At 60.7% G+C, this 20,962-nt stretch carries 16 protein-coding genes and 1 pseudogene; 4 read left to right on the forward strand and 13 right to left on the reverse strand.

What is annotated here, in order from left to right:
* Positions 1-12: 12 nt before the first annotated feature.
* A complete protein-coding gene (locus FCF25_RS09950) occupies positions 13-1,194 on the reverse strand; it encodes a glycosyltransferase family 2 protein (protein WP_137048526.1) in 1,182 nt (393 codons plus the stop codon).
* 120 nt (positions 1,195-1,314) lie between these two features.
* On the opposite strand from FCF25_RS09950, the gene FCF25_RS09955 reads away from it, so the two are divergent.
* Both FCF25_RS09955 and FCF25_RS09960 read left to right on the forward strand, forming a co-directional pair.
* Positions 1,315-2,262, forward strand: a complete 948-nt coding sequence (locus FCF25_RS09955) for a glycosyltransferase family 2 protein (RefSeq protein WP_137048528.1) — start codon at positions 1,315-1,317, stop codon at positions 2,260-2,262.
* 190 nt (positions 2,263-2,452) lie between these two features.
* Positions 2,453-3,937, forward strand: coding sequence for a polysaccharide biosynthesis C-terminal domain-containing protein (locus FCF25_RS09960; protein ID WP_137048530.1), 1,485 nt, complete (start codon positions 2,453-2,455; stop codon positions 3,935-3,937).
* Positions 3,938-4,027: 90 nt separating this feature from the next.
* Here FCF25_RS09960 and FCF25_RS09965 read toward each other — a convergent pair whose 3' ends face one another.
* The 5 genes from FCF25_RS09965 to FCF25_RS09985 all read right to left on the reverse strand — a co-directional run bounded on the left by FCF25_RS09965 (position 4,028) and on the right by FCF25_RS09985 (position 11,922).
* On the reverse strand, positions 4,028-5,350 hold the full coding sequence (locus tag FCF25_RS09965) for a glycosyltransferase family 2 protein (protein WP_137048532.1): 1,323 nt from the start codon (positions 5,348-5,350) through the stop codon (positions 4,028-4,030).
* Positions 5,351-5,783: 433 nt separating this feature from the next.
* The gene (locus tag FCF25_RS09970) at positions 5,784-6,806 is read right to left on the reverse strand and encodes a glycosyltransferase family 2 protein (protein ID WP_137048534.1); all 1,023 of its coding nucleotides are present in this window, start codon (positions 6,804-6,806) and stop codon (positions 5,784-5,786) included.
* Positions 6,803-9,085, reverse strand: a complete 2,283-nt coding sequence (locus tag FCF25_RS09975; protein ID WP_168191233.1) for a DUF2206 domain-containing protein — start codon at positions 9,083-9,085, stop codon at positions 6,803-6,805. The genes FCF25_RS09970 and FCF25_RS09975 overlap by 4 nt, the downstream gene beginning before the upstream one ends.
* Before the next feature lie 247 nt (positions 9,086-9,332).
* Positions 9,333-10,739 (reverse strand): polysaccharide biosynthesis C-terminal domain-containing protein, encoded by a 1,407-nt coding sequence (locus FCF25_RS09980; protein ID WP_232819702.1) that lies wholly within the window; start codon positions 10,737-10,739, stop codon positions 9,333-9,335.
* Positions 10,740-10,893: 154 nt separating this feature from the next.
* Entirely contained in the window at positions 10,894-11,922 is a 1,029-nt protein-coding gene (locus FCF25_RS09985) for an ATP-grasp domain-containing protein (protein WP_232819701.1), read from the reverse strand.
* Between the two features lie 401 nt (positions 11,923-12,323).
* Between FCF25_RS09985 and FCF25_RS09990 the strand changes: the two genes are divergently transcribed.
* Positions 12,324-13,172 (forward strand): FkbM family methyltransferase, encoded by an 849-nt coding sequence (locus tag FCF25_RS09990; protein WP_137048538.1) that lies wholly within the window; start codon positions 12,324-12,326, stop codon positions 13,170-13,172.
* Here FCF25_RS09990 and FCF25_RS09995 read toward each other — a convergent pair.
* Entirely contained in the window at positions 13,155-13,739 is a 585-nt protein-coding gene (locus tag FCF25_RS09995) for a metal-dependent hydrolase (RefSeq protein ID WP_137048539.1), read from the reverse strand. The genes FCF25_RS09990 and FCF25_RS09995 overlap by 18 nt on opposite strands.
* A 500-nt stretch (positions 13,740-14,239) precedes the next feature.
* Between FCF25_RS09995 and FCF25_RS10000 the strand changes: the two genes are divergently transcribed.
* Positions 14,240-16,051 carry a family 16 glycosylhydrolase gene (locus tag FCF25_RS10000; protein WP_137048541.1) on the forward strand — a complete coding sequence of 604 codons (1,812 nt, stop codon included), beginning with the start codon at positions 14,240-14,242 and terminating at the stop codon, positions 16,049-16,051.
* Between the two features lie 57 nt (positions 16,052-16,108).
* Here the strand turns inward: FCF25_RS10000 and FCF25_RS10005 are convergent, their stop codons facing one another.
* The 6 genes and pseudogenes from FCF25_RS10005 to FCF25_RS10025 all read right to left on the reverse strand — a co-directional run bounded on the left by FCF25_RS10005 (position 16,109) and on the right by FCF25_RS10025 (position 20,941).
* The gene (locus FCF25_RS10005) at positions 16,109-16,765 is read right to left on the reverse strand and encodes a family 16 glycosylhydrolase (RefSeq protein WP_157972661.1); all 657 of its coding nucleotides are present in this window, start codon (positions 16,763-16,765) and stop codon (positions 16,109-16,111) included.
* Between the two features lie 206 nt (positions 16,766-16,971).
* A complete protein-coding gene (locus tag FCF25_RS10010) occupies positions 16,972-18,165 on the reverse strand; it encodes a glycosyltransferase family 4 protein (RefSeq protein ID WP_232819700.1) in 1,194 nt (397 codons plus the stop codon).
* Positions 18,162-19,238 (reverse strand): GNAT family N-acetyltransferase, encoded by a 1,077-nt coding sequence (locus tag FCF25_RS10015; RefSeq protein ID WP_137048542.1) that lies wholly within the window; start codon positions 19,236-19,238, stop codon positions 18,162-18,164. Before FCF25_RS10015 ends, FCF25_RS10010 begins: the two co-directional genes overlap by 4 nt.
* Positions 19,235-19,771 (reverse strand): DUF3473 domain-containing protein, encoded by a 537-nt coding sequence (locus tag FCF25_RS10020; protein ID WP_232819699.1) that lies wholly within the window; start codon positions 19,769-19,771, stop codon positions 19,235-19,237. Before FCF25_RS10020 ends, FCF25_RS10015 begins: the two co-directional genes overlap by 4 nt.
* A 42-nt stretch (positions 19,772-19,813) precedes the next feature.
* Positions 19,814-20,146 (reverse strand): annotated as a pseudogene (locus FCF25_RS16070) (polysaccharide deacetylase family protein); the annotation flags it as partial.
* A 195-nt stretch (positions 20,147-20,341) separates the two neighbouring features.
* Positions 20,342-20,941 (reverse strand): DUF1616 domain-containing protein, encoded by a 600-nt coding sequence (locus FCF25_RS10025; RefSeq protein WP_137048543.1) that lies wholly within the window; start codon positions 20,939-20,941, stop codon positions 20,342-20,344.
* Between the last annotated feature and the right edge of the window lie 21 nt (positions 20,942-20,962).

Genomic DNA, 20,962 nt, shown 5'->3' on the forward strand with positions numbered 1-20,962 from the left:
GACCCCGCGAGTTTACTCTTTGGTCGACGACTCGTTGGCCGTCTCCCACGTCACGACGTTTCGGCTGTTGACGAAGTTCCACGCGCCGACGACGAGGCTGTAGTTGCCGACCAGAAAGTAGTGCGGCACGTGGAACACGGTCGGCACCTTCCGTCGCCCGTCTTCGAGGAGATAACCGACGAGGCCGAACAGCAGGAAGCCGACGCCGGCCAGAAACGGGACGACGTACAGAAGCGACTTGGTCAGCGCGGCGAGCGTTCCCAGCGAAACGAACGCGACGGCGGAGAGCATCGGCGTGCTCCACCACAGCACCGTGTCGCTCGCGAACTTCACCGAGAATTTGCCGTACCGAAGCGGGTTCAGCAGGTGGAGGTACTGCGCGAGCGTGTGCCACGAGCGCGTCGTGATACGGACTTTCCGGTTGAGCTCCGCGTCGACGCTCTTTGCGGTGTGCTCTCGGGCGACTGCGGCGGGTTGGTAGACGACGCGCCAGCCGTCGCTGCGAATCGAGAGCGGTTCGGCGAAGTCGCTGATGGCGTCGGCGGGCAGCGGGACGTACGCCTCCGAGCGGACGGCGTAGATGGCGCCGTTGCCCTTGACGACCGACCCGACTCGGGACTCGTGCTGTTTGATGAAGCGGGTGTACTGCCACCAGATGGACTCGCCCTCCACGTCGTCGTCCTCGCGGGAGAGCCGGAGTTCGCCGACGACGCAGCCGACGTCCGGCCCCATCGACGAGACGAGTTCGCGGACCGCGTCGGGTTCGTACATCGAGTTCGCGTCCGAGAAGACGAGCACCTCGGCGTCGACCAGTTCGGCGACCTCGTTCTGACAGGCCGTCTTCCCGACGCGGCCCTCGATTCGTTCGAGGCGAATCCCGCGGTCGGCGTACGACCTGACGATGTCGTCGGTTCGGTCCGAGGAGGCGTCGGAGAAGACGACGACGTCGAGTTTCGACTCGGGGTACTCGAGTTCGAGACAGTTCTCCAGCTTGTCGGCGATGACGGCCTCCTCGTTGTACGCGGCGACGATGAGCGCGACCTCCGGAAGCTCGTCTCGCCCCCACCGCGGAGTCGTCGCCGGGACGACCGAAGCGACCGCCCACAGCCCGAGCGGATACAGCGCGTAGGCGTACACCACCAGGAACACACTGACGAGAAGCACTGCGACGAGTGCGCTCTCTACAACTGCCATATACAGAGATATCGCTGTCTTCTCATAAAAAATTAAAGTCAGTTGACACGATGTTCCCCTGCGGTGATACGACGTTTCACGGAGGCAATGTTCAACTAACTGGCAGTCGCAGTGGTGGGTATGTCTGCGGTATCCCGTCCGTTGGTCAGCGTCGTCGTTCCGACCTACGACCGGCCGGCGTATCTCCGGTCTGCGGTCCAGTCGGTGTTCGACCAGACGTACGACGCCGTCGAACTCCTCGTCGTCGACGACTGCTCTCCGAGGCCGGCCGCGCCGGTTCTCGACGAGCTGAACCCGGACGGCCGCCACCGCGTCCGCGTCATCCGCCACGAGCGAAACCGCGGCGGGTCCGCCGCCCGCGCGACGGGGATACGGGCCGCGAAGGGCGAGTACGTCGCGTTTCTCGACGACGACGACGAGTGGTTGCCGACCAAACTCGAAAAACAGGTCGCGGTGCTCGACGCTCACCCCGAGGTCGGACTCGTCTACACCGGGACGCAGGTGATAGACAGCGACGGCGAGAAACTGGAGTCGGTGACGCCCGTCGCCCACGGCGGCCTCACGAAGACGCTGCTGTGTCGGAACGTCATCGGGACGTTCTCGAAGGTGATGGTCCGACGGGCGCTCGTCGAGGAGGTCGGTACGCCGGACGAGCGGTTCCCCAGTTGGCAGGATTTAGAGTGGTACGTCCGCCTGTCGAGGCACTGCTCGGTCGCCGGCATCCGCGAACCGCTCATCCGCTATCAGACGGACTCGCCCGGTCGGATCACCGACGACGTCGACGACGCGTTGGTCTCCCGGCGGCTGTTCGTCGAGAAGTTCGACCCGCTCGCCCGCGAGTACGGCCGCCTGTTCGGTCGGAAGTTCCGCGCGTGGGCCGCCTACCGAGTCGGCCGCCTGCTCGTCATGCACGGCGAGTTCGACCGGGCGCGTCCGCTTCTGGTCTCCGCCGTGAAACTGTACCCGTTCGAACCGCGGTTCGTGAAGTTCCTGCTCCCGACGCTGGGCGGACGGCGCGCGTACCGGTTCATCAAGGCGGCCAAACGACGCGCCGGAACCGACACCTGAACCGTACGTCGTCTCCTCACTTCCGGCCGGTCGCTCCGTCTCGCCTCCCGTGTCAACCGTTCGAGCTGCGTCTCCTCCGCCGTTCGCTACTTGCTCGCGTGCCGGTACGCGGGATGAGAGTCGGTCACACTGGTCAGCGAACGTGTATCCGACGCTATACTTATGCCCAGCGCTTCTGACAGTACCTTAGATGGGACGGAACGTCGTCCGTGGATTTCTATCGATATTCAGCTCCGACGTGGGCGTACTCATTCTCTCGATCTCGATTACGCCGATCCTCGTTCGGGTGCTGACGAGCGCCGAGTACGGCGACTACGCGTTCGTGATGTCCGTGCTCAGCGTCACGATGATCGTCATCAACGCCGGCATCTTCGACGGGATACGCAAGTACATCGCCGAGCAACGTCCCGACGCCGACTGGAACTCGAACGTCTTCGCGTACTACATGCAGGTGGGGCTCGCCCTGGCGTTCGCCGCCGTCGTCATCATTCTCGTCGTCCTCCAACTCGGTCTCGTCCAGCGCTTCTTCAGCCCCGAGTTCGAGATCTACTTCTACATGCTCGCGGCGCTGGTCGTCATCCGGCAGCTCTGGGCGATCGGCCGCGGGACGCTGATGGGTCTCGGCTACGAGCATATCTCCGAGCCGACCAAGATGGCTCGGTGGGTCGTGTTCGCGCTGGTCGGCGTACCGCTGGCGGCCATCGGATGGGGCGTCGTCGGCGTTCTCGTCGGTCGTATCGTCGCCCGCGGGGTCGTCGCTATCGCGGTGTTCTGGTTCGTCTCGAGGTACGTCTCGCTCGGGTCGATAACCCGCCGCGTCCCCTCGGATTTCCCCCGACGGGAACTGCTGTCGTACAACTCGTTCAGCGTCGTCCTCATCCTCCTGACGAGTTCGCTGTACCACGTCGACCTGATACTCCTCCGGACGCTGTCGGGGGCCCAACAGACCGGCTACTACAACGCCGCGCTCATCGTCGCCGAGTTCCTCTGGTTCGTCCCGACGGCGATGCAGACGGTGCTGCTCCAGTCGACGTCGGAGTGGTGGTCCGAGAACAAGATCGACACCGTGACCGACGTCACCAGCCGGGCGACGCGCTACGTCGTCCTCATCACGACCATCATGTGTCTCGGCATCGGTGCGCTCGCCGAGCAGTTCGTCTCGCTGTACTTCGGAACCGAGTATCTCGCTGCCGTCGCTCCGCTTGTGTTGTTGCTCCCCGGTACGCTCGGATTCGCCGTCGCCCGTCCGATTTTCGCCGTCGGACAGGGGAAGGGCGAACTCCGACTGCTGATTCTGGCGACGGGTGCGTCCGCGACGCTCAACCTCGTGCTCAACCTGCTGCTTATCCCGAGATACGGGACGGTCGGCGCGGCGGTCTCTACGAGCATCGGCTACGGGTCGATGCTCCTGTTCCACATCCTCTCTGCGCGCCGCATCGGATTCGACCCCATCTCCGACCTCCGGTTCGGACGAATCGTCGCCACCAGCGCCGTCGCCGCCGTCCCCGTCTACGGACTCCCGCTCGTCTTGGAGGGCGACGTCGTCGAGTTGATCGTCGTCCCGCCGGTGGGCTTTGCCGTCTTCCTGGTCGCGGCGGTGCTGTTCGGCGCTATCGACCGCTCGGAGGTCAACGAACTGCGACAGCGACTCTCGACGATTCTGCCGGTGGGATGACGACCCGCGAGCGCGTGGAGAGCCGGAACGTCCGGCGTCGACGACCGCAGACGCGTGCCCTCCGGTCCGGACTTCGCTGTGTTAGCTCGGTTAAACGTCTCGAAGTGACTGGTGGACGATGGCGACGACGCTCGCGAAGAACCCGACGAGCAACAGGAGACCCGACACTCCGACGAGCACCAGCGGGAACTCGCCGGTCTGTCCGTACTCGAACACCGACCAGTAACCGAGGGTGAGTCCGACGAACGCGCTGACGAACCCGGGAACGCCGAGCGTCGTCAGCGGTCGGTCCTGCTCGATGAGCCGGAGGACACCTTTCACCACGGAGTAGCCGTGCGAAAGTGGGTTCTGGGTGTAGGTGTCTTCGAGGTCGTACCGGATTCGAATACCGATCTCGTCGATCTCGTACCCCCGTTTTCGGGCGTGAAACAGGATGTCGGTGCTGGCCTGCATGTTCGACCCGAGCGTCTCGTCTTCGGCCAGCGACTCGATGGCTCTCGGTCCGTACGCGCGAAAACCGCTCTGCGTGTCTCCGATGCGGTTTTCCTTGCGGAGCGTTCCGAGTCCGAGGTTCGTGAGGACGTTGATGACCCAGAGACCGAAGCGCCGGTAGAGCGGAATCTCGCTCGTCACGCTACCGGTGTACCGACTCCCGATGACGATGTCCGCCTCACACTCCCGCTGTCGCCGTAGGAGCCGCTGCACGTCGCTCGCGTCGTGTTGTCCGTCCGCGTCGATGACGACGAGACTCGACGCGTTGCGCTGTTTTCCCTCGGTGAAGAGCGTCTGCAGCGCCGCGCCGTAGCCGCGGTTCTCCGAGTGCCTGACGACCACGGCACCGGCCTCGGACGCCCGCTCTGCGGTTCGGTCCGTGCTCCCGTCGTCGACGACGACGACCACGTCGGCGTAGTTACGCACCTTCTCGACGACGGAGCCGACGGCCTTCTCTTCGTTGTAGGCGGGCAGTCCGACGACGACCGGCGCGTGGTCCGACTCCGCCGCTTCGGTCAGCCGCGACAGTGATTCGACTGCGAACGTATCTTCGGCTTCGAGCGCCTCGAAACTGGCCTCGAGGTCGACCGGTGCGCTCGGGTCCTCGTGAACGACGAGTCCGCGGAGGCCGTACGTCCGCGCGAGTTCGACGAGCACCTCACGTGCCGTCTCTCCGTCGCCCCCTACGTAGTCGACTTCCTGGTGTACCTCCATGGGTTCGTCGCCGACCCCGACGGCGTACAGCACGGTCCCGTCCCGCCGAACCGCGAGTAGCGGATGCCCGAGCTGTGCGGTACGACCGAGTAGACGGAGCAGATGGTGGTCGTCCTCCCCGTCGAGCACCACTCCGAGCGCGTACTTTTCCCCTCCCGATACCGACCCCAGACCCGAGTAGCCGTCTTCGAAATAACTCCCATCCATTAGGTATGACCCTCTATGGAGATGATGACAAGCGCGTATCTTGTTATGGAGTACATAGGAGTCCGGGGACTTTGGAGATTGGCACGGAAATCCCCTATTTTTACAGAAACGTTCGTATCCTTCGGTCTGTTTTTGGTTTTGTTACATCACATTCGATAACTGGTATTTCAGAGACACTTCCGACGCTCTGCGATTCGCTGGGCGACGTTCTCGACACTGCTCTCTCTCGATTCCACGGCTTCTCCTGTCGTATATGGGATTCGGTGCATGTTCCTGTAGCCAAGCCACCTCGGTTCGTTGCGGTTACTCGGCCGCGCAATAGGACGTTACCGCTCGTCGGTGGCGTTTTTCGGGCGTCTGGTCGTCTTCGCGACGTATTACGACTCTCCGTTTCGACTTGACGGCCTCGGGGAGGACTCCGAAGCGCGCCGGTTCACACTTCCCACTTCAGACGACTGAGATTCCCGTCCCGTCCGAGGATGCGCTTCGGGTGCGGGCCGTACCACCAGAGGAACAGCATCGTCTGACTCGATTTGATGTGCTTTATCGTCTCGGAGTCGACGACGTCCCGCTCAGCATACAGGCGGTCACGTTTCTTGTACAGGCGGCGAAAGACGTTCGTGAGCGAAGAGAAACTTCTCGTGAGTAGGACGACGTAGACCGAGTAGATCACACTAGTAAACAGCACGTATCGCCACGGGAGGTTCCGAACGGCGATGTTGATTCTGTTCTCGACCAGGCGCTCTTTGGTCTCCTTGTCGGAGAGTCGCCCCTCGGGTGTCTTCTTGTGGTACACGGCGACTGAGGGCGTGTAGAGGATGTCGTACCCCGCGTCGAGGGCGCGTATCGAGAGGTCCATCTCCTCGAAGCCGTAGACGAAGTTGTCGGGGTACAGCCCTGCCTGTTCGAACACCTCTCGTCGGAACGCCGTCCCCATCCCGATGAAACTCGTCGTCCAGAACTGTTCGTCTGGCTCGATGTGGAACTCGGGCGGGTCGGGCGTCTCGTCGATCTTTATCTCGCCGGTGTAGTAGTCCAACGATTGAAACGCCAAGATTCCGGCGTTGTCGTACGTCTCGAACAGCCTGATGACTTCGTCCGTCGCGGTGTCGTCGGCCAAGACCGCATCGTCGTCCATCTGTACGACGATGTCGCCAGACGCTCGCTCGATGGCGGCGTTCTTCGCACCGGGCGCACCCATCCGTTCGGCGAAGTGGTAGTACTGCACTTCGTCTCGGTCGAACCGACCACCGTCGCCGAACAGTTCGTCCTCGCGGATCCGGTCGGTCGAGTTGCTGACGACGATCACTTCTATCGGCCGGTACTGCTGGTCGAGTGCGGATTCGACGGCCTCGACGAGGTCGTCGACGCGGTTGTACGTCGCGATGATGTAGGAGACGAGCGGTGTGTCGGCCCCGTTGCTCTCCACTTCCGGTGTGTCGTTCGTTCCCCTCATCGGTCCCACGCTGACGCGTCGTGTACGGTCTGTTTCGGTGCCTCTGCGTTGTCGCCGTTTGCTAGTGCGAGACGCTGTTGAGTCGTTCCGTTCGCGGTGGTTTCGTTCTGTGCTACCGTCCCGTCGGCGAAGGCTGCAGGTCTGACGCTGACGACGGTGGCCGCACCGTTGTTGTAAACGACGTTGTGTGTGGACGTGATCTCGGTCTCGTTGTCGCTCGATAGCCTACTCGTCGGAACGTCGGTGTTCGTCTCGGAGACGCCCCGTTCGCGGATGTACACGTACCCTCTATCGATGTTCTCGATTTCGAACTGAGGACTCCACTCGTTTTTGAACTGTCTCGTCTCGGTGTTGTAGTAGCTCTCCGGAAGTTCCGACCTGAGCATCTGGCTAGTCACCGTATCGGTGAAGATCGGTATCTCTCGTGCGCTGTTCCCATCCCCCGGTTGGTACGCGTCCGTCTCGGAGACGTTCGTATTGGCGATGAGCCACCCCGCACCCGCTCGCTCGTCGTTTTCGAAGACGTAGTCGTGTGCGTCGCCGTTGAACGTCGCGCTGTGGGAGGTCCCGATAGCCGCGAACAGGAACCCGGAGTTGAACCCCAAGAGGACGACGAGGAGGACAGCTAGCACCGCCCAACTCGTTCCTTCTGGAACGACGCTCTGTGGCGTGATACGACGAATCACCACACCCATCTTCTCTGCGAGTATTCGGTAGCCGATGGGCATGAACGGGGCGAGAACGATTAGCACCATCTGATAGGCTCTGTCGGCCCAGAGATTGAGTGTGAAGAAGTACGACGACCCGAGGAAGACGAACAGCGGTATCGCCAGCGCGGTGTACTCGACGTACGCGGGTGACTGTCCGGTGCGGATTTCGTACAGTTGAGTGAGTACCTGCCACGCTAATCCGACGCCGAGGAACACCGTGAGGAGAATGTAGAGTGCGAGATGCATGTCGTCGAGCGTCCCGGAGCCCTCGGAGACGTAGCTCCCGCCCGAACCCTCCACGAGGCCCGTCTGAAGGAGCGTCACCACTTGGTCGGCGAGACTCAGGGGGACCGACTGGAGCGTGGCGATGAGTTCCGGCGACGAGTATGCGTACCACGCTGTCGCACCGACTAACAGTAGAACGGGGTACGAAAGCGAGAGCCGATGCTCGACGTCTCCGACGATACGTTGTACCACGAACAGACCGACGACTGCGGCCAGAAGCGCGAAACCGAACACGTAGGCCACCCCGTAGTGACTGTAGACGAGGCCGACAGTGAACAGTACGCCCGCGAGTTTGCTTCCGGGCGTCTCGAAGTACGTCCCGAAGTACACGAGCAATAGCGCGACTACGAACAGTTCGGCGACCAACTGCTTGTCGGGCGTGAAGTAGAACGAGAGGTGGTAGAATGTGAAGAGGAGACTGCCGTATAGTGCGATGTCGGTGTCGAAAATCTCGCGCGTGAGATAGAACAGTCCGACTGGAGCGAGCGCGAACAGGAGGACGTAGACCACTTTGTACGTCGTCGTCAGTTCGATACCGGTGAGAACCGTCACTGCGGCAGGAACGGCGCTCACCATCGGAACGGCGAGCGACGACCCACCGATGGCCGGACTCCAAATCTGCGTGTTGCCGACGACCGTCGCAGTGTAGAACATGCTCTGTATGTCGGCGCCGATGACGTGCTCGCTCAGCAAGTTCCGGTGTAGGAGCATCGACACTGAGACGGCGAAGATGGTGAACGGATAGAGCTGCTGTGGGATGAGCTGAAGGAAAGCGAGTCCCACGATGGTCGCCGTCGCGACGACGAACACGTACATACCGACGTTGGACCCGAACTGGTTCATCACGATGGCGGCAACTGCGGCGACACCCGGGAGAAACGCGACGAGCGCCAGAACCCACGGTGAGGCGTCCAACTCGTAGTGGAGGTGAGGGAGCGTCGTCTCCGTCGAGGAGACGAGAACTGCGAGGCCCACGATGACCAGCGTGAGTGTGAGCGCGAGCGGGACGAACCCGAGAGGCGCGCCGACACCGAAGATCGGGAACACGACGCTGGAGAGGACGGTAACCAGGGCCAAGAGGGTGAAACTCAGTCCAACGGAGAGGATAGTGAACGGACCGAACGACCCGATTCGGAGGTTGAGAAGCCGTACCAACAGTGCGCCGGGGAGAAAGAGGTACAGTGCGCTCGCGGCGAGTACCCGAACACCGAGCAGTATCCCCGATGACGTGGAAACGAGCGTGCTCCCCCAGAACACGACGAGCAGTCCGGCGATGAGCGTCACTATCGCTTTTGGACTCCACTCAACGGGCATCTCCCTCTGTGAGGTTTGTGTAATGTTTCGTGACATGGGTAGAGTTCGGCTGTGACGGTTTCCGGACTGGTAAACGAGCTACCAAAGGCGAAACAACGTGACAGCCCAAATTCAAGATATTTACCAGATTGATTCACATATAATTTCTCTCATTTCCGCCGGTACGTCATTTTCAGTTGACTATCATGTCTCAGAGATGAGACGAGAGCCAGGAACGTCAGCGCCAATAGACCTGTGAACCGATGACCCGCAGCCCTGGGAGAACGATCTGTCTTCGCACGTCCGGGACGACGACCGATGCGACGAGGTAGATGGTTGTACCGAGTCCGACCTGTGCGATTAGGAGTACGAGGCCGGTAACGGGGAGCACCGATTTCACACCGAGCAGAATCCCACCCATAACGACCGACATCACGGCGTACCAGCCGACGAGTCTGTACGGGATGTCGATAGTGATGTACTGCGAGAGGTACTTCGTGTGGAGCACCGTGTTCACCATCCACGAGACGGTCGTCGCGATGGCGGCACCGACGAATCCGATAGAGACGATGAGCACCGGGTTGAGAATCAAGTTGATTCCGACCGAGACGACCGTCGCTCTCGCAGCGAGATCCGGACGGTCGATGGCGCGGACGGAGTCGCCGACGATGTCGTTGAACGACTGGAACAGTTTCTCTATCATGAGGATGACGAGCACCATCGAGGCGATGGTGTACTCGGGACCGAAGATGTAGCGCAGAATCTCGGTCGAGTAGAGCATCGATCCGATAATCGCCGGAATCGAGACGAAGACGGCGAAACTAATGGCTGTCGACACGGTTTCTTCGATACGGTCGATGGACGCTGTGGCGTTCCATTGACTGATCTGTGGGAACAGCGTCAGCGAGATAGATTTGCTCACCATGATGACGAGAAGAGTTATCTGCCAGGCGATTTCGTACGCGCTGACGAACTGCGCAGCGAGGAAGAACCCGATGAACGCCGAGTCCATCCACTGATAGATTTCGGCACCTACGGAGTTGATAGTGTCGTACTTCGAGAAGACAAAAAGCGACTTCGTCTCCGCTATCGAGGGTCTACCGATACTGGTCGTGCACTTCGCGTACGCCCACGTGAACGCGACGACGGACCCGAGCATGAGGCCGTAGACGATACCCCGGATGCCGAAACCCTGTGTGATGAGCAGTATCGCTACGACGACCCACGTGAGTCGTCGAGCGAACTCGATGGGGGCGGTCTCACCGACTCGAAGTTCGCCACGAACCGCGTGAATGTACAGCAACGACAGCTCTCGAAGCACGACGGTGGCGATGAGAAGGTTCGCGAGGTCCGCACCGAGGTAATCGTTCAACCAGGGTCGGAACGCGAATATCGCGAGCGACACTATCGCCAGCAACACTAGTTTGAACGCGACCGCCGACCCGAGTACCGTCTCGGGGTTCTGTCCTTCGCTGAGACGTTTCTCCAGTGCGCCGCGGAGGCCCAAGTCGGCCGGAATCGAGAGGAGCCCTTGCACGGCGAAAAAGAGGAAGAAGATCCCCAACTGCGCGGAGTCGAGACTCCGCGCGAAGAAGGTGACGGCGGCAAACATCAGGAGGGCGCCGCCGCCCTTCGAGAGGACCATGTTAAACGATGAGCGACCGAGATCCATCTGTTAGCTCCGTGTTACCGTTCTCGTCCACGCTGTGGGTGTTCGGATTCGATACAGTCTCGATACCTCGAAGCTACTCGATCGTCTGTCGACTCCGGTTACGGCGCGTCTGTGCGCCGACATCGAGTTATCGACCCCGCGACAGTGTGTTGAGGATGCCCTGTGCGAACGGCCGCGGGTCGTCTAAACTAACGAAGTCGAAGTGGGGATGTTCGTAGATCGACGACGCGACTTCCCAGGTAGCAGTCCGAATCGACGGTTTGTCGACGTTTGGGTAGTTGTGTCGCACGACGCTCCAGAGGTACTGAAGTTCTCCAGCGAGGAGGTGTGTGGCTACACCCTCTTCGTACCCCGGATCGATTTCGTCCGTCCGACCCTGCGTCATGAGCCAGTAGTTGTACGGATAGTCGGCACCGGCACGCACGTCGAGCAGCACCGACGCCCAGATTCGGGGGTTGATTTCGAGGAAGTAAAACTCGCCGCTCTCGTGGTCTTTGATGAACTGCACCGATGCCAAGCCGTGCCAGTCGAGATGTGTCAGCAGTCGCTCCCCGAGTTCCTCCACCTCGGGGTCGTGGGTCATCTCGCGGAACACGCTCATACCGCCCGCGTACGTCTTCCCGCGTAGTTGCCGCCGAAGACTCGTCGCGACCGGTTCGCCGTGGTCGTAGAGCGCACGAAACGAGTACTCCACGCCCTTGACGATCTCCTGGGTGATGGGGACGTGGCCGAGCATCTCGTCGATTATCGCATCCGTGTCGGGTTCGGACCCGGATTCGAGGTATATCGGGTCCATCCTCCCTTCACACGTCCCCGGTTCGAGGAAGTCGACGTAATCCTCCGCGAGCAGCGAGTACCGTTGTTTGGCGATGAGTTTTCGGTCCCAGTCGGTGACTTCGTCGAGCGTCTCTGTCTTCGGAACCGGGATGTCGAGTCGCTCTGCGACCTCCGCCAACTCCTTGCCGTCTTGAGCGGTGCGAAGTGAGTCGAACGTTGGCCACCCGACGGTGACGTGTTCTGCGAACTCCTCGCGGTACTTCGAGAGGATGTACGCATCCATCTCTCGCGTGGGAACGACCGTCCGTACGTCCGGTCGAGTCGCCAGTGCGAGAAGCGATTCTTTGTAGGCCGGAAAGTTGTCGTACGGCGACGGCATCAGTACTTTCTCGTTACAGTACTTCGAGGCGAAGGCCGGGACATCGTCGTGCTCAGAGACGACGATGGTATGGACGTCTCTTGGTGCAAGCGACCGCAGACAGGCAACGGCGTTTATCGAGAAGTTCGCCGGTACGATAACAGAATCCCAATGTCCAGTAGTCGTCGTCATCTTGGTGAATCCCCCATGTGCTGTGAGAAGCCACAATGTGACAGGTAATTAAGGTCTGTTCGCGCAGACCGGACAGTCGGTATCGCGACATTGTGTTCGATGGACCGTAACCGATAGCAGGCGCTACTCTGCGACTGTTGACGTACAACCGGGAGAGAATCTGTCATCCCCATCGGTTTCTGGCGGAGACGTGACGAACTGTTTAGTCAGTCGATGTTGACCCGATTGCTATGTCGCTCGTGGGTTCACTCGCAGACCTGTTGTGGGGGACGCCCGTCTACACATACGGCGTGAAGGCGTACCAGTCCGCAGTGAACGCGTATCTGCGAGTCTCGCCGACGTACCGTCTTGCGGTCGACGACGCGAGCGCCGTTTTCTACCCGGCGACGTTCATGGAGTGGAACAACATCGAAAACCGCATCTGGGACGAAGAAGCGGTGCTCAGACATCTGCTCGCGCACATCGAGGAAGACGACGTGTTCTACGACGTTGGCGCGAACATCGGTATCTACTGTTGTCTCATCGACAGCCTGCTGACGGACGGCACTGTCGTCGCCTTCGAACCGTATCCGCCGAACGTCGAGCGATTGCGCGTCAACCTCGCGGCGAACGGCATCGAAACTCCAATCCAGCAGCGGCCGCTCTCCGACCGCATCGAGACGGCGACGTTTTACCTGTACGACACGGACGAAGCGGGGGCACAGCACGGCTCGCTCGACACAATTTACCCCAGCAGCGACCCGATTGGTTCGTTTTCCACCGAAACGATAGCGGGCGACCGACTCGTCGAACGGGGCGAAATACCTGCACCGACAGTCGTCAAAATCGACGTTCAGGGGACGGGTCCAGCTGTCATCGACGGTCTGGCGGAATCCCTCTCGGCTGACCGTTGTCGATTCGTCTACGTCGAAGCCCACGACAACGCCGAGCAGTTGCGAACGCGACTGCAGAACCTCGGGTTCTCGACGGTCACACTCCGCGTCGACCGACCCGGAAAGGACCCGACCATCGTCGGCTACCGTAAGGATACAGATATGCGAACTTCGGACGCCGAAACAGCGTCAACCGCCGTGTTCTGACTCGCTTTGGCTCGTTCCGGCGAGTCTGTCGTACGCGCGTTTCAGGAGGGAACCGAGCGCCCCCGGTCCCGGTGCTCCGTCGATTATCCAGAGGACGACGACGGCGAGGACGACGAGAAACTGCGGGCCGAGGAAGTCACCGATGTCCAACTGCGCCAAACGGTACAGGAAACCGTACTCCTCTCCGTAGTCGGTGTACATAAGCGGGTACAGTAAAAATGCCAACTCTCCGTACTCGGCGTCGAAAAGCGCGGAGAGAGAGTCACCGACGAGATGCGACGCGTAGCCGATACCGAACGCGGTGACGAGGTCGGTTCGTCGGTACTTTCGGGCGAGGAAATAGAGCACACCTACGACGAGTGCCATGGTGAGTACCGAGTGAGCGAGCGAACGCCCACTCGGGAGCAGGCCAAACACCCACGCTAGCGGTTTGTCGACGAGGTCGGGGAACTGCGTCCCGAGCACGACTGCGAGAGTCGAAACCTCGGTCGGTGGTTCGCGCGTTGTTGTCCGACTCCATACCGAGTACCAGACGTACCCGAACGCGAGGTGTCCCCAGGGCCACATACGTGGTAGAGTTTCTGAACGGGGTTAGTGGTTACTCTGTTACCACGTAAGTCACACTCGAGCCGGTCGGTATTGGGATGCGCTCGCCCGCTCGTTCGCACAGGATACCAGCTTGGACTTTACCGGTGAGTGTAAAATAAATACAAATTATATTTTGGCACTTATCCTGGCTCTCGACCACCTATTGTCAAACACCTATTGTATACCGCTGGTATCTGGTATTATAAATATACTGTCAGTCGAATATACCGCTTTAATAGTGACATCCTATGCTAGTAACCCAATATCCGGATACCAATACCTATTTACAGACATATCTTCTAACAGCTTAGTGTGAACTGTTTTCATTTTTAAACAATTTGTCCTCTACTAATAGATTCTCAAACATTTGTTTGTTTTTCAATCTAGATATACTAGGTGTAGGAAACTAGTCTCGTATATTCAACACATTCATAAAGAAAAGAATTATTAGTGCTAACTACTGTCTCGAAGTCGTACGCATGGCACGTGACAAACTGTCAGGCGAGACGCACAGTGGCGAAAACGAGGACGACAGCGGATTTTTGGACCGACGAGACTACTTGAAACTCACCGGTGCGAGTGCCGCCGCACTCGGCGGAATCGGTGCCGGAGCGAGTAGTGTCGCAGCAGTGACCGAAGGAGGCCCCGAAAACCAAGACGAGTGGACGCTCGCGTTCGAGGATACCTTCGATAGCGGGTCGCTCGACACCTCGAACTGGGGTGTCGGATTCGGCTGGGGTATGGAGACGAACGCCTCGCCGGAGAGCATCTCCGAAGAGTACGTCAACATCACCGACGGACAGTTGCGCATCGGTGCATCACCCGACAACGGAATCGAGGCGGGTGCGGTCAACACGAAGGACAAGCAGTACTTCGGTCCCGGTAGTTACTGGGAAGCGAAAATCAAGTTCCCCAAGCGTGTCGGTTTCCTGCCGGCGTTCTGGGCGAAGCCGAACAGCGAGGCGTGGCCGCCGGAGATCGATTTCGTCGAGCTGTTCCAGACGGACGGCTCCTCGAGCGACTACACGCAGTCGCACCACCACATCCACTACTCCTCGGACACGCAGCCAAACGGCCCTCACGAGGACGACGGCGCGAGCTACGACGTGGGCGACGACCTCACCGAGAACTTCCACATCTACGGCTGCGAGTGGCAGGAGGACGCCATTCGACACTACGTCGACGGTCAACTCGTCGCCGAACGTACCGCCGACACCATCGTCGAATCGTGTAACAACGGCGCACCGTTCTACATGATGTTCACCATCCACATCGACCGCGTCGGCACGACCGACAAATCGGCCAACTGGGACGAGGAGATGGTGGTCGACTGGGCTCGCGTCTGGGAGTACGGAAACGACGGCAGCTCCGACGGCGGCTCGGACGACGGATCGAACGGCGACGACTCTGACAACACCGACGGCTCCGAGGAGGATTCCAGCGGCGACGATTCCGAAGCCAGGGAACACTATCTCTGGCTCCGTTCGGAGTACGACGGCGGTGAAGCGTCGTTCGAGTTCTCCGCGAGCGGCGGCAACATAGACCTTCAGACGAACTTCCCCGCGGATTACACGGTTTCAGACGACCGAACCTCCGCGAGCGGGACGGTCACGGAGCGCAGCAACGACCTGCCTGGCTTCTGGTACGACGGCCAGATAACCGAGTTCGACTACAGCGGTCCCCTGCAGGTGTTCATCGACAACCAGTACGTCGACCCCGATACGCTCCCGGAGACGGAGAGTGACGGAAGAGGTGACACCGAAGGAGACGAAGACGAGGAGTCGGGTTCGTCGTTACCGAACACGCTCACCATCGACGCCAGCGGGTCTTCGGGAACGGCCAACTACGAGCTATCCGTCAGCGGAAGCCTCGAAGCTGACAGCGGTGCGAGCAGCGAGGCGTCGGTCTCGGACGGTTCGGCGAGTGGTTCGGTGAGCGACGGCCAGGCAGTCTTCGGTTTCGAGGGCGAACTCGAAGGACTCTCGCTCGACGGCGACGCCGACGTGCTCGTCAACGAGCGACCGGTTCAGTTGCTCCGCGTCCAGCGTGCGGACGACAGTAACGGTCTCGTCAAGTACATAGTCGAGTCTACGGGTAGACTACTGAAAGCCGACGTCCCTCGCTCCTCGATCAATCCGGACGACCAAGTGAGCGGCGGCAAAATCTTCGGCAAGGTCGTCGGCGGAACCGACGCGTACTGGCTCCTCGAAGGCGAGATCACCGATATATCGACGTTCGGTGGCGACGTCGTCACCACGCTCGACGGCGCGGAGACCGACTTCACGAACTGAGTCCTGATCCCCGAGCAGAGCACCGACAGCAGAGGACCACGCCGCGATATTTTTTTGTTACCGTTCCCAGACTCTAACGCGCTCTATCTCGTAGGTCGCCGGGAGATTCTCCGCGCTCGGATAGCCCAAGAACTCGGCCCCGAGTCCGAAGTTCAGAATCAGATACATATTCTCGAACTTGATGTTGTCGCCGGTGTAACGGAACCGTTCTTCCCCGTCGATGTACCAGATGACGCGGTGCGGCGGGTCCCAGTCGACGCTGAACTCGTGGTAGTCTGCGCTGTAGTCGGGCCCCTCGTACGTCCCTCGCACCTGTTCGCTTCCCTCTCCGTCTCCATCGTAGTGGTACGTCATGTACACTTCCGGGTCGGCACCGAAGAACTCGAAGATGTCCACCTCTGGCGGCCAGTAGGACGCGGAGGTGAGCCAGAACGCCGGCCACGACCCGGGGAACCGCGGCGGCACCTTCATCACGCCCTCGAAGTAGCCGGGGCTGAAGATGTACTTCGCCGAGACGACCCCGGTCGTGTACGACTTCCCTTCCTGTGGCTTGTTCTCGCCTCTGAGCACGAGTTTCCCGTCGTCAACGTAGACGTTCTCGTCGGCGGCGTAAGCGTCGAAGTTGTGCGTCCGAGCGTCCCACGGGAACTTCGTTCGCCACTTCGAACGGTCGAGCGAGCCGCTCTCGAACCAATCTTCGAAGACGAGTGTCATCTCGGAAGTGTCGACCGGTTTGTTTCCAGGGGCGGTCGGCGGCTCCTCCTGGTGTACGCTGTCCGCGATGGCGTCGAGCAGATCACGGCGTCCAGTCGTGAGGCACCCGGCGGCGAACGGAACAGTGGCTACCGCGCTCGACTTCAGCAGATGTCGGCGGGTAGTAGTCGTCCGAGGTTTCTCCAGATTCTCCGAACTCTGTTCTCTCATTTGCTTGCTGTTGGTGAGTGGGTTGCGTGCTGTCGCCCTGCGAGTCGTTCGTACAGGTCGAGATGTTGGTCGGCGATGCTACTCCACGAGAGCCGCTCTGCCATCCTGAGGCTGTTCTCTCGCATCGTCGCTCGCTTCTCGTCGTTCTGTAGAACGTCGATGAGCACCGCTGCGAGTTTCTCGGGGTCCTCGGGCGGGGCAACTCTCCCCGCACCGCTCTCTTGGACTTGTTCTCGGAACTCCCCAGCCGTCGACGCGACGATAGGTTTCCCGAAGGAGAACGCCGTCGACACCGCGCCGCTGTGGCCTTTCGTGCCGCCCTGGCTGCGGTACGGCGCGACGACGATTTCGGCGCGTCCGAAGAGGTTCTTGACCTCGTCGTTCGGCAAGTAGTAATTGTGCACCTCGACGTTCTCGGGATGGTTTTTCTGCAACCGTTTGAGTTTTCGCGGGAGGTTCCCTTCGCCGGCGACCATCAGCTTCACGTCGGGAATCTCGCGCATGATGAGCGGCATCGCTGCTGCGAGCGTGTCGAGGCCCTTTGGCGGGACGATGTGGCCGAAGAACAGCAGGCTGTTCGGGTCGACGTCGACGTCGACGTCCTCGTGCGTGCCGAACACCTCGTACGCGCCATGGGGGATGACTTCGATGATATCGTCGTCGATACCGTGGGTGGAGAGAGCCGCTTTCTGTTTGTGTGAGTGGACGATGTACTGCGATTCGTGGACGTCCGGAAGCGCGGCGAGCATCGCCTCTTCGACGAACACCGGTGGCCGCGAGAGTGAGAACCGATCGAGTGCCACCTCGTGTCGAGTGACGACGAACGGCCAGCGCTCGCCGACGTTGTGTTTGGCGGCGTAGAGCTTCACCTGCGGGAACATGTCGGACGTGTCGTGGACGACGTCCGGGTCGAGTTCGTCGAGGAGTTTGAGGTTGTCGTAGGAGCGAATCCCGCGGACGAAGTCGAACGGATTGACCTCGAAACTGTACAGTTGCGGCATCGAGACGCTGATGGGTTTGAAAGCGTCGATGACCTCGACTTCGTCGTCGAATAGGTCGTCGGCACTCGTCTTGTCCGGTTTCAACACGGTTACCTCGGCGTGTTTCGACACGGCGTTCGCGAGTTCGGCAGTGTAGTGTGGAAGCCCGCCGGTGCTCTGTCCGACGACGTAGGCGACGTGCAGACTCATAGGCTGATCTTCCCCCGAATCTGCGGACCAACGTACTGTGTGACCGGAATCGGAAGCCGTCGCCACACCTTCTTGACCTGGTCGTACGAGTCGTCCTCGGGATGCGGGAGTTCACCCGACCCGCTGGGGAAGTAGTGGAGGTCGTCGTACCACGTCTTCCGTCCGCCGAAGCTCTTCTTGAACAGGTAGACGCCCGACCCCTCGCGAGTCCGACCGAACTCGTACGTCTCGTGGCCGGCCTCGGCGGCGCGTTCGAGCGACTTCCAGAGCGCGAGGCTCCCCCCGTTCAGGTCGCGATACTCGTAGTCATTGACGACGCCCCACTGGTAAACCGTCGACCCGAGCGAGAAGTCCAAGATAGCGTTTATCAACTCGCCGTCTCGCTCGACCATTCCGAGGTGGACGTTGTCCTCACCGAGGGTATCCCACAACGTCTTGTGGAACGTGAAAGAGTGCGGCGGTGTCCCGTGTCCCCGCATCGACCGAAGGGACAACTCGTAGTACGCTTTGAGGTCGCCGAGGGTCTCGCCGGTTCGGAAGGTGAGCGTCGCGTCTTCTGCCTGCGTTATCTGTCGCTGGCGACTGTCTTTGATGTTCTCCCAGACGGTTTCGGTCGATTCGAGCGGCACCCGATACGTCACGAAACGGTTCTTGTGTTCGTAAGCCGGCGCTTGCATGACGCGACTTCCGCGGAGACTCACGAAATCGACGCCAAGTGCGTTCGCCAACGCTCGTGTCCGTTCGAACAGGCGAGTAGCGGCCCGATCGGCTGTGAGGTCGGATTCGTCGAGCAACACCGACCCTCGCTCACCGTACGGTGGAGAGACGAGTTTCGACCCGAACAGACGACTCTTCATGTGGACGAGCGGGAGTGCGGCGACGATGTCGTCGTCTCTGGAAGCGGCGAGATACCACCGGTCGTGCCCGTACAGTTCGGCGGCGTCCCCCCACCCCCACAGCGCGTACGGTGGGCCGTCGACCCGCTCGACGAACCGGTCCCACTCGTACGAGTTGCTGCAGCGTTCGATTGTCAGTTCGGCCGTCGTCGTACTTGTCTTTTTGATGTCACTCATATTGATTCGTTACCCGTCGATAGTCCAGTGGCCAGTTCGCGCCAGCCGCGGCCGGTCAGGTCAGATGCGTGTGTGTCGAACTCGAACGTCTGGAGCAGTCGCTCCAGTTTCGCGGCGGTGCGGTCGATGCCGTGAAAACTGATGAAGCGGTTCGCGAACGGAGGGTCGGGTGTCGACACTGCAGGGTTGAACTCCCAGGGATGAAAGTAGAGCGTCGCCGGGATACCGCGTCTGTTGAGCCGCCGAATTCCCCACTCCAGAAGCTCTATCGGGAACAGTCGCGCGTAGAACCCCCCGGCGACGGGCAACCGAAATGGGGTGTCGGTGACCGCCATGGGGTACTCGACGAGACGACTCTCCCCCGTCGTCGTGTCCGTCGTCGGTTCGAACGGTCGTTCCGAGTTGACGAGATATGGCCGCAGTGACCCTTTCGAGACGCCGTACATCGGCGTCTTCATCGGGAAGACGCTCGAATCGTAGACGTAGTCGCTCGACTCGAGCACGTCGATCGACCACTCGGTCTCGCGTGTCACCGAGAAGTTCGGCGCACGAAATCCGATCGGACGGTCGCCGGAGGCCCATTCTAATGCGTCCGCGGATGCCGAAAGTTCGTATTCGAATTGCTCCGGAGTGAGATCGAAAATCGGCGTGTGTGTCTGTCCGTGCGAAGCGATCTCGTGTCCGTCGTCCGCTATCTTTCTAATGATCTCCGGATACGTCTCGGCAACCTCACCGACGATGAAGAACGTCGCCACGGCGTCGTATCTCCGGAGGGTATCGAGAACGATATCCGTCGATTCGTGTATCCTGTCCACCGAATCGCCAACATTCCCACCGAGGAGCGTCGCGGAGTACCAGTGCTCGACGTCGAAACTGAGAATATTCGTCGGGTGAGTGTGCGGATTCATTCGTGGGTCCGTAGCGTACTGTCGCGCTGCTGTTCGTTCTCTGTCTGTTCGTCGATTCCTCCCGCTATCGACACCATCACCAGCCGAATATTCCGTCTCTGACCGCGTTCAACCGCGTTTCCAGTCGAACCCATCACTGTGACTCGAGACGTCGAGGCGTCGACTGCACATCGAGAAGTCTCTGGACGCGTTTTATCACTCATCGGACACACTCACCCAGATGTGGGCCGTCCGATACGCGTTCTCGACGGTCGGCCGCTGCGGCACGTCACCGCGGTAGAGCAGGTACGTGAGTCTGGCTCTCTCGCCGCCGATTCGCCGTTCGGGAACGACGTGGTGCGAAATCCGCCACCGGTCGCCCGAGTCGACGCTCCGCTCGAACTGGCCGACGCGCTGCGTCTCGGTCACGGCGGGTTCCGGGGTCGAATCGGACTCCGCGTCGACCCGCTGGAGCTGGACGATGAGCGTGTACCGCTGCGTCGTGCCCTCGTGGTTTTCGACTCCCGCCAGCAGCCGAGTCGGTTCGCCGACGACGAGTTCATCGGGATACGTCGAGGCCGTCGGCTGACCGTCTTCGGCGTCGCCGAGAACGTACAGTTCGGTGTACTGCTCGCGCTGTGCGTCCGTGCTGACGCTGTAGGCGACCGTCCCGACCGAAAACACGAGCGCCGCAGCGAGAACGACGTTCGTCGCCGAGAGCGACCTCGCGACGGCGGTGAACCGGTCTCGGAGGCGTCCCGCGTTCGACCGTCGAGCGCTCTCGTCCTCCACGTCTCCCGCGCTTTTTCGGCTCATCTGATCTCGGCCTCCCGAAGC

The organism is Haloprofundus sp. MHR1 (genome assembly GCF_005155585.1).
GTDB lineage: Archaea > Halobacteriota > Halobacteria > Halobacteriales > Haloferacaceae > Haloprofundus > Haloprofundus halophilus.

What these genes read in the sequence shown, in the direction of transcription:
- FCF25_RS10025 (WP_137048543.1), bottom strand. Translation starts at nt 20,941, where the DNA reads ATGAGCCGAAAAAGCGCGGGAGACGTGGAGGACGAGAGCGCTCGACGG.
- FCF25_RS09990 (WP_137048538.1), top strand. Translation starts at nt 12,324, where the DNA reads ATGTCGCTCGTGGGTTCACTCGCAGACCTGTTGTGGGGGACGCCCGTC.
- FCF25_RS10015 (WP_137048542.1), bottom strand. Translation starts at nt 19,238, where the DNA reads ATGAGTGACATCAAAAAGACAAGTACGACGACGGCCGAACTGACAATC.
- FCF25_RS09985 (WP_232819701.1), bottom strand. Translation starts at nt 11,922, where the DNA reads ATGCCGTCGCCGTACGACAACTTTCCGGCCTACAAAGAATCGCTTCTC.
- FCF25_RS10000 (WP_137048541.1), top strand. Translation starts at nt 14,240, where the DNA reads ATGGCACGTGACAAACTGTCAGGCGAGACGCACAGTGGCGAAAACGAG.
- FCF25_RS09970 (WP_137048534.1), bottom strand. Translation starts at nt 6,806, where the DNA reads ATGAGGGGAACGAACGACACACCGGAAGTGGAGAGCAACGGGGCCGAC.
- FCF25_RS09955 (WP_137048528.1), top strand. Translation starts at nt 1,315, where the DNA reads ATGTCTGCGGTATCCCGTCCGTTGGTCAGCGTCGTCGTTCCGACCTAC.
- FCF25_RS10005 (WP_157972661.1), bottom strand. Translation starts at nt 16,765, where the DNA reads ATGACACTCGTCTTCGAAGATTGGTTCGAGAGCGGCTCGCTCGACCGT.
- FCF25_RS10010 (WP_232819700.1), bottom strand. Translation starts at nt 18,165, where the DNA reads ATGAGTCTGCACGTCGCCTACGTCGTCGGACAGAGCACCGGCGGGCTT.
- FCF25_RS09965 (WP_137048532.1), bottom strand. Translation starts at nt 5,350, where the DNA reads ATGGATGGGAGTTATTTCGAAGACGGCTACTCGGGTCTGGGGTCGGTA.
- FCF25_RS09950 (WP_137048526.1), bottom strand. Translation starts at nt 1,194, where the DNA reads ATGGCAGTTGTAGAGAGCGCACTCGTCGCAGTGCTTCTCGTCAGTGTG.
- FCF25_RS09960 (WP_137048530.1), top strand. Translation starts at nt 2,453, where the DNA reads ATGGGACGGAACGTCGTCCGTGGATTTCTATCGATATTCAGCTCCGAC.
- FCF25_RS09995 (WP_137048539.1), bottom strand. Translation starts at nt 13,739, where the DNA reads ATGTGGCCCTGGGGACACCTCGCGTTCGGGTACGTCTGGTACTCGGTA.
- FCF25_RS09980 (WP_232819702.1), bottom strand. Translation starts at nt 10,739, where the DNA reads ATGGTCCTCTCGAAGGGCGGCGGCGCCCTCCTGATGTTTGCCGCCGTC.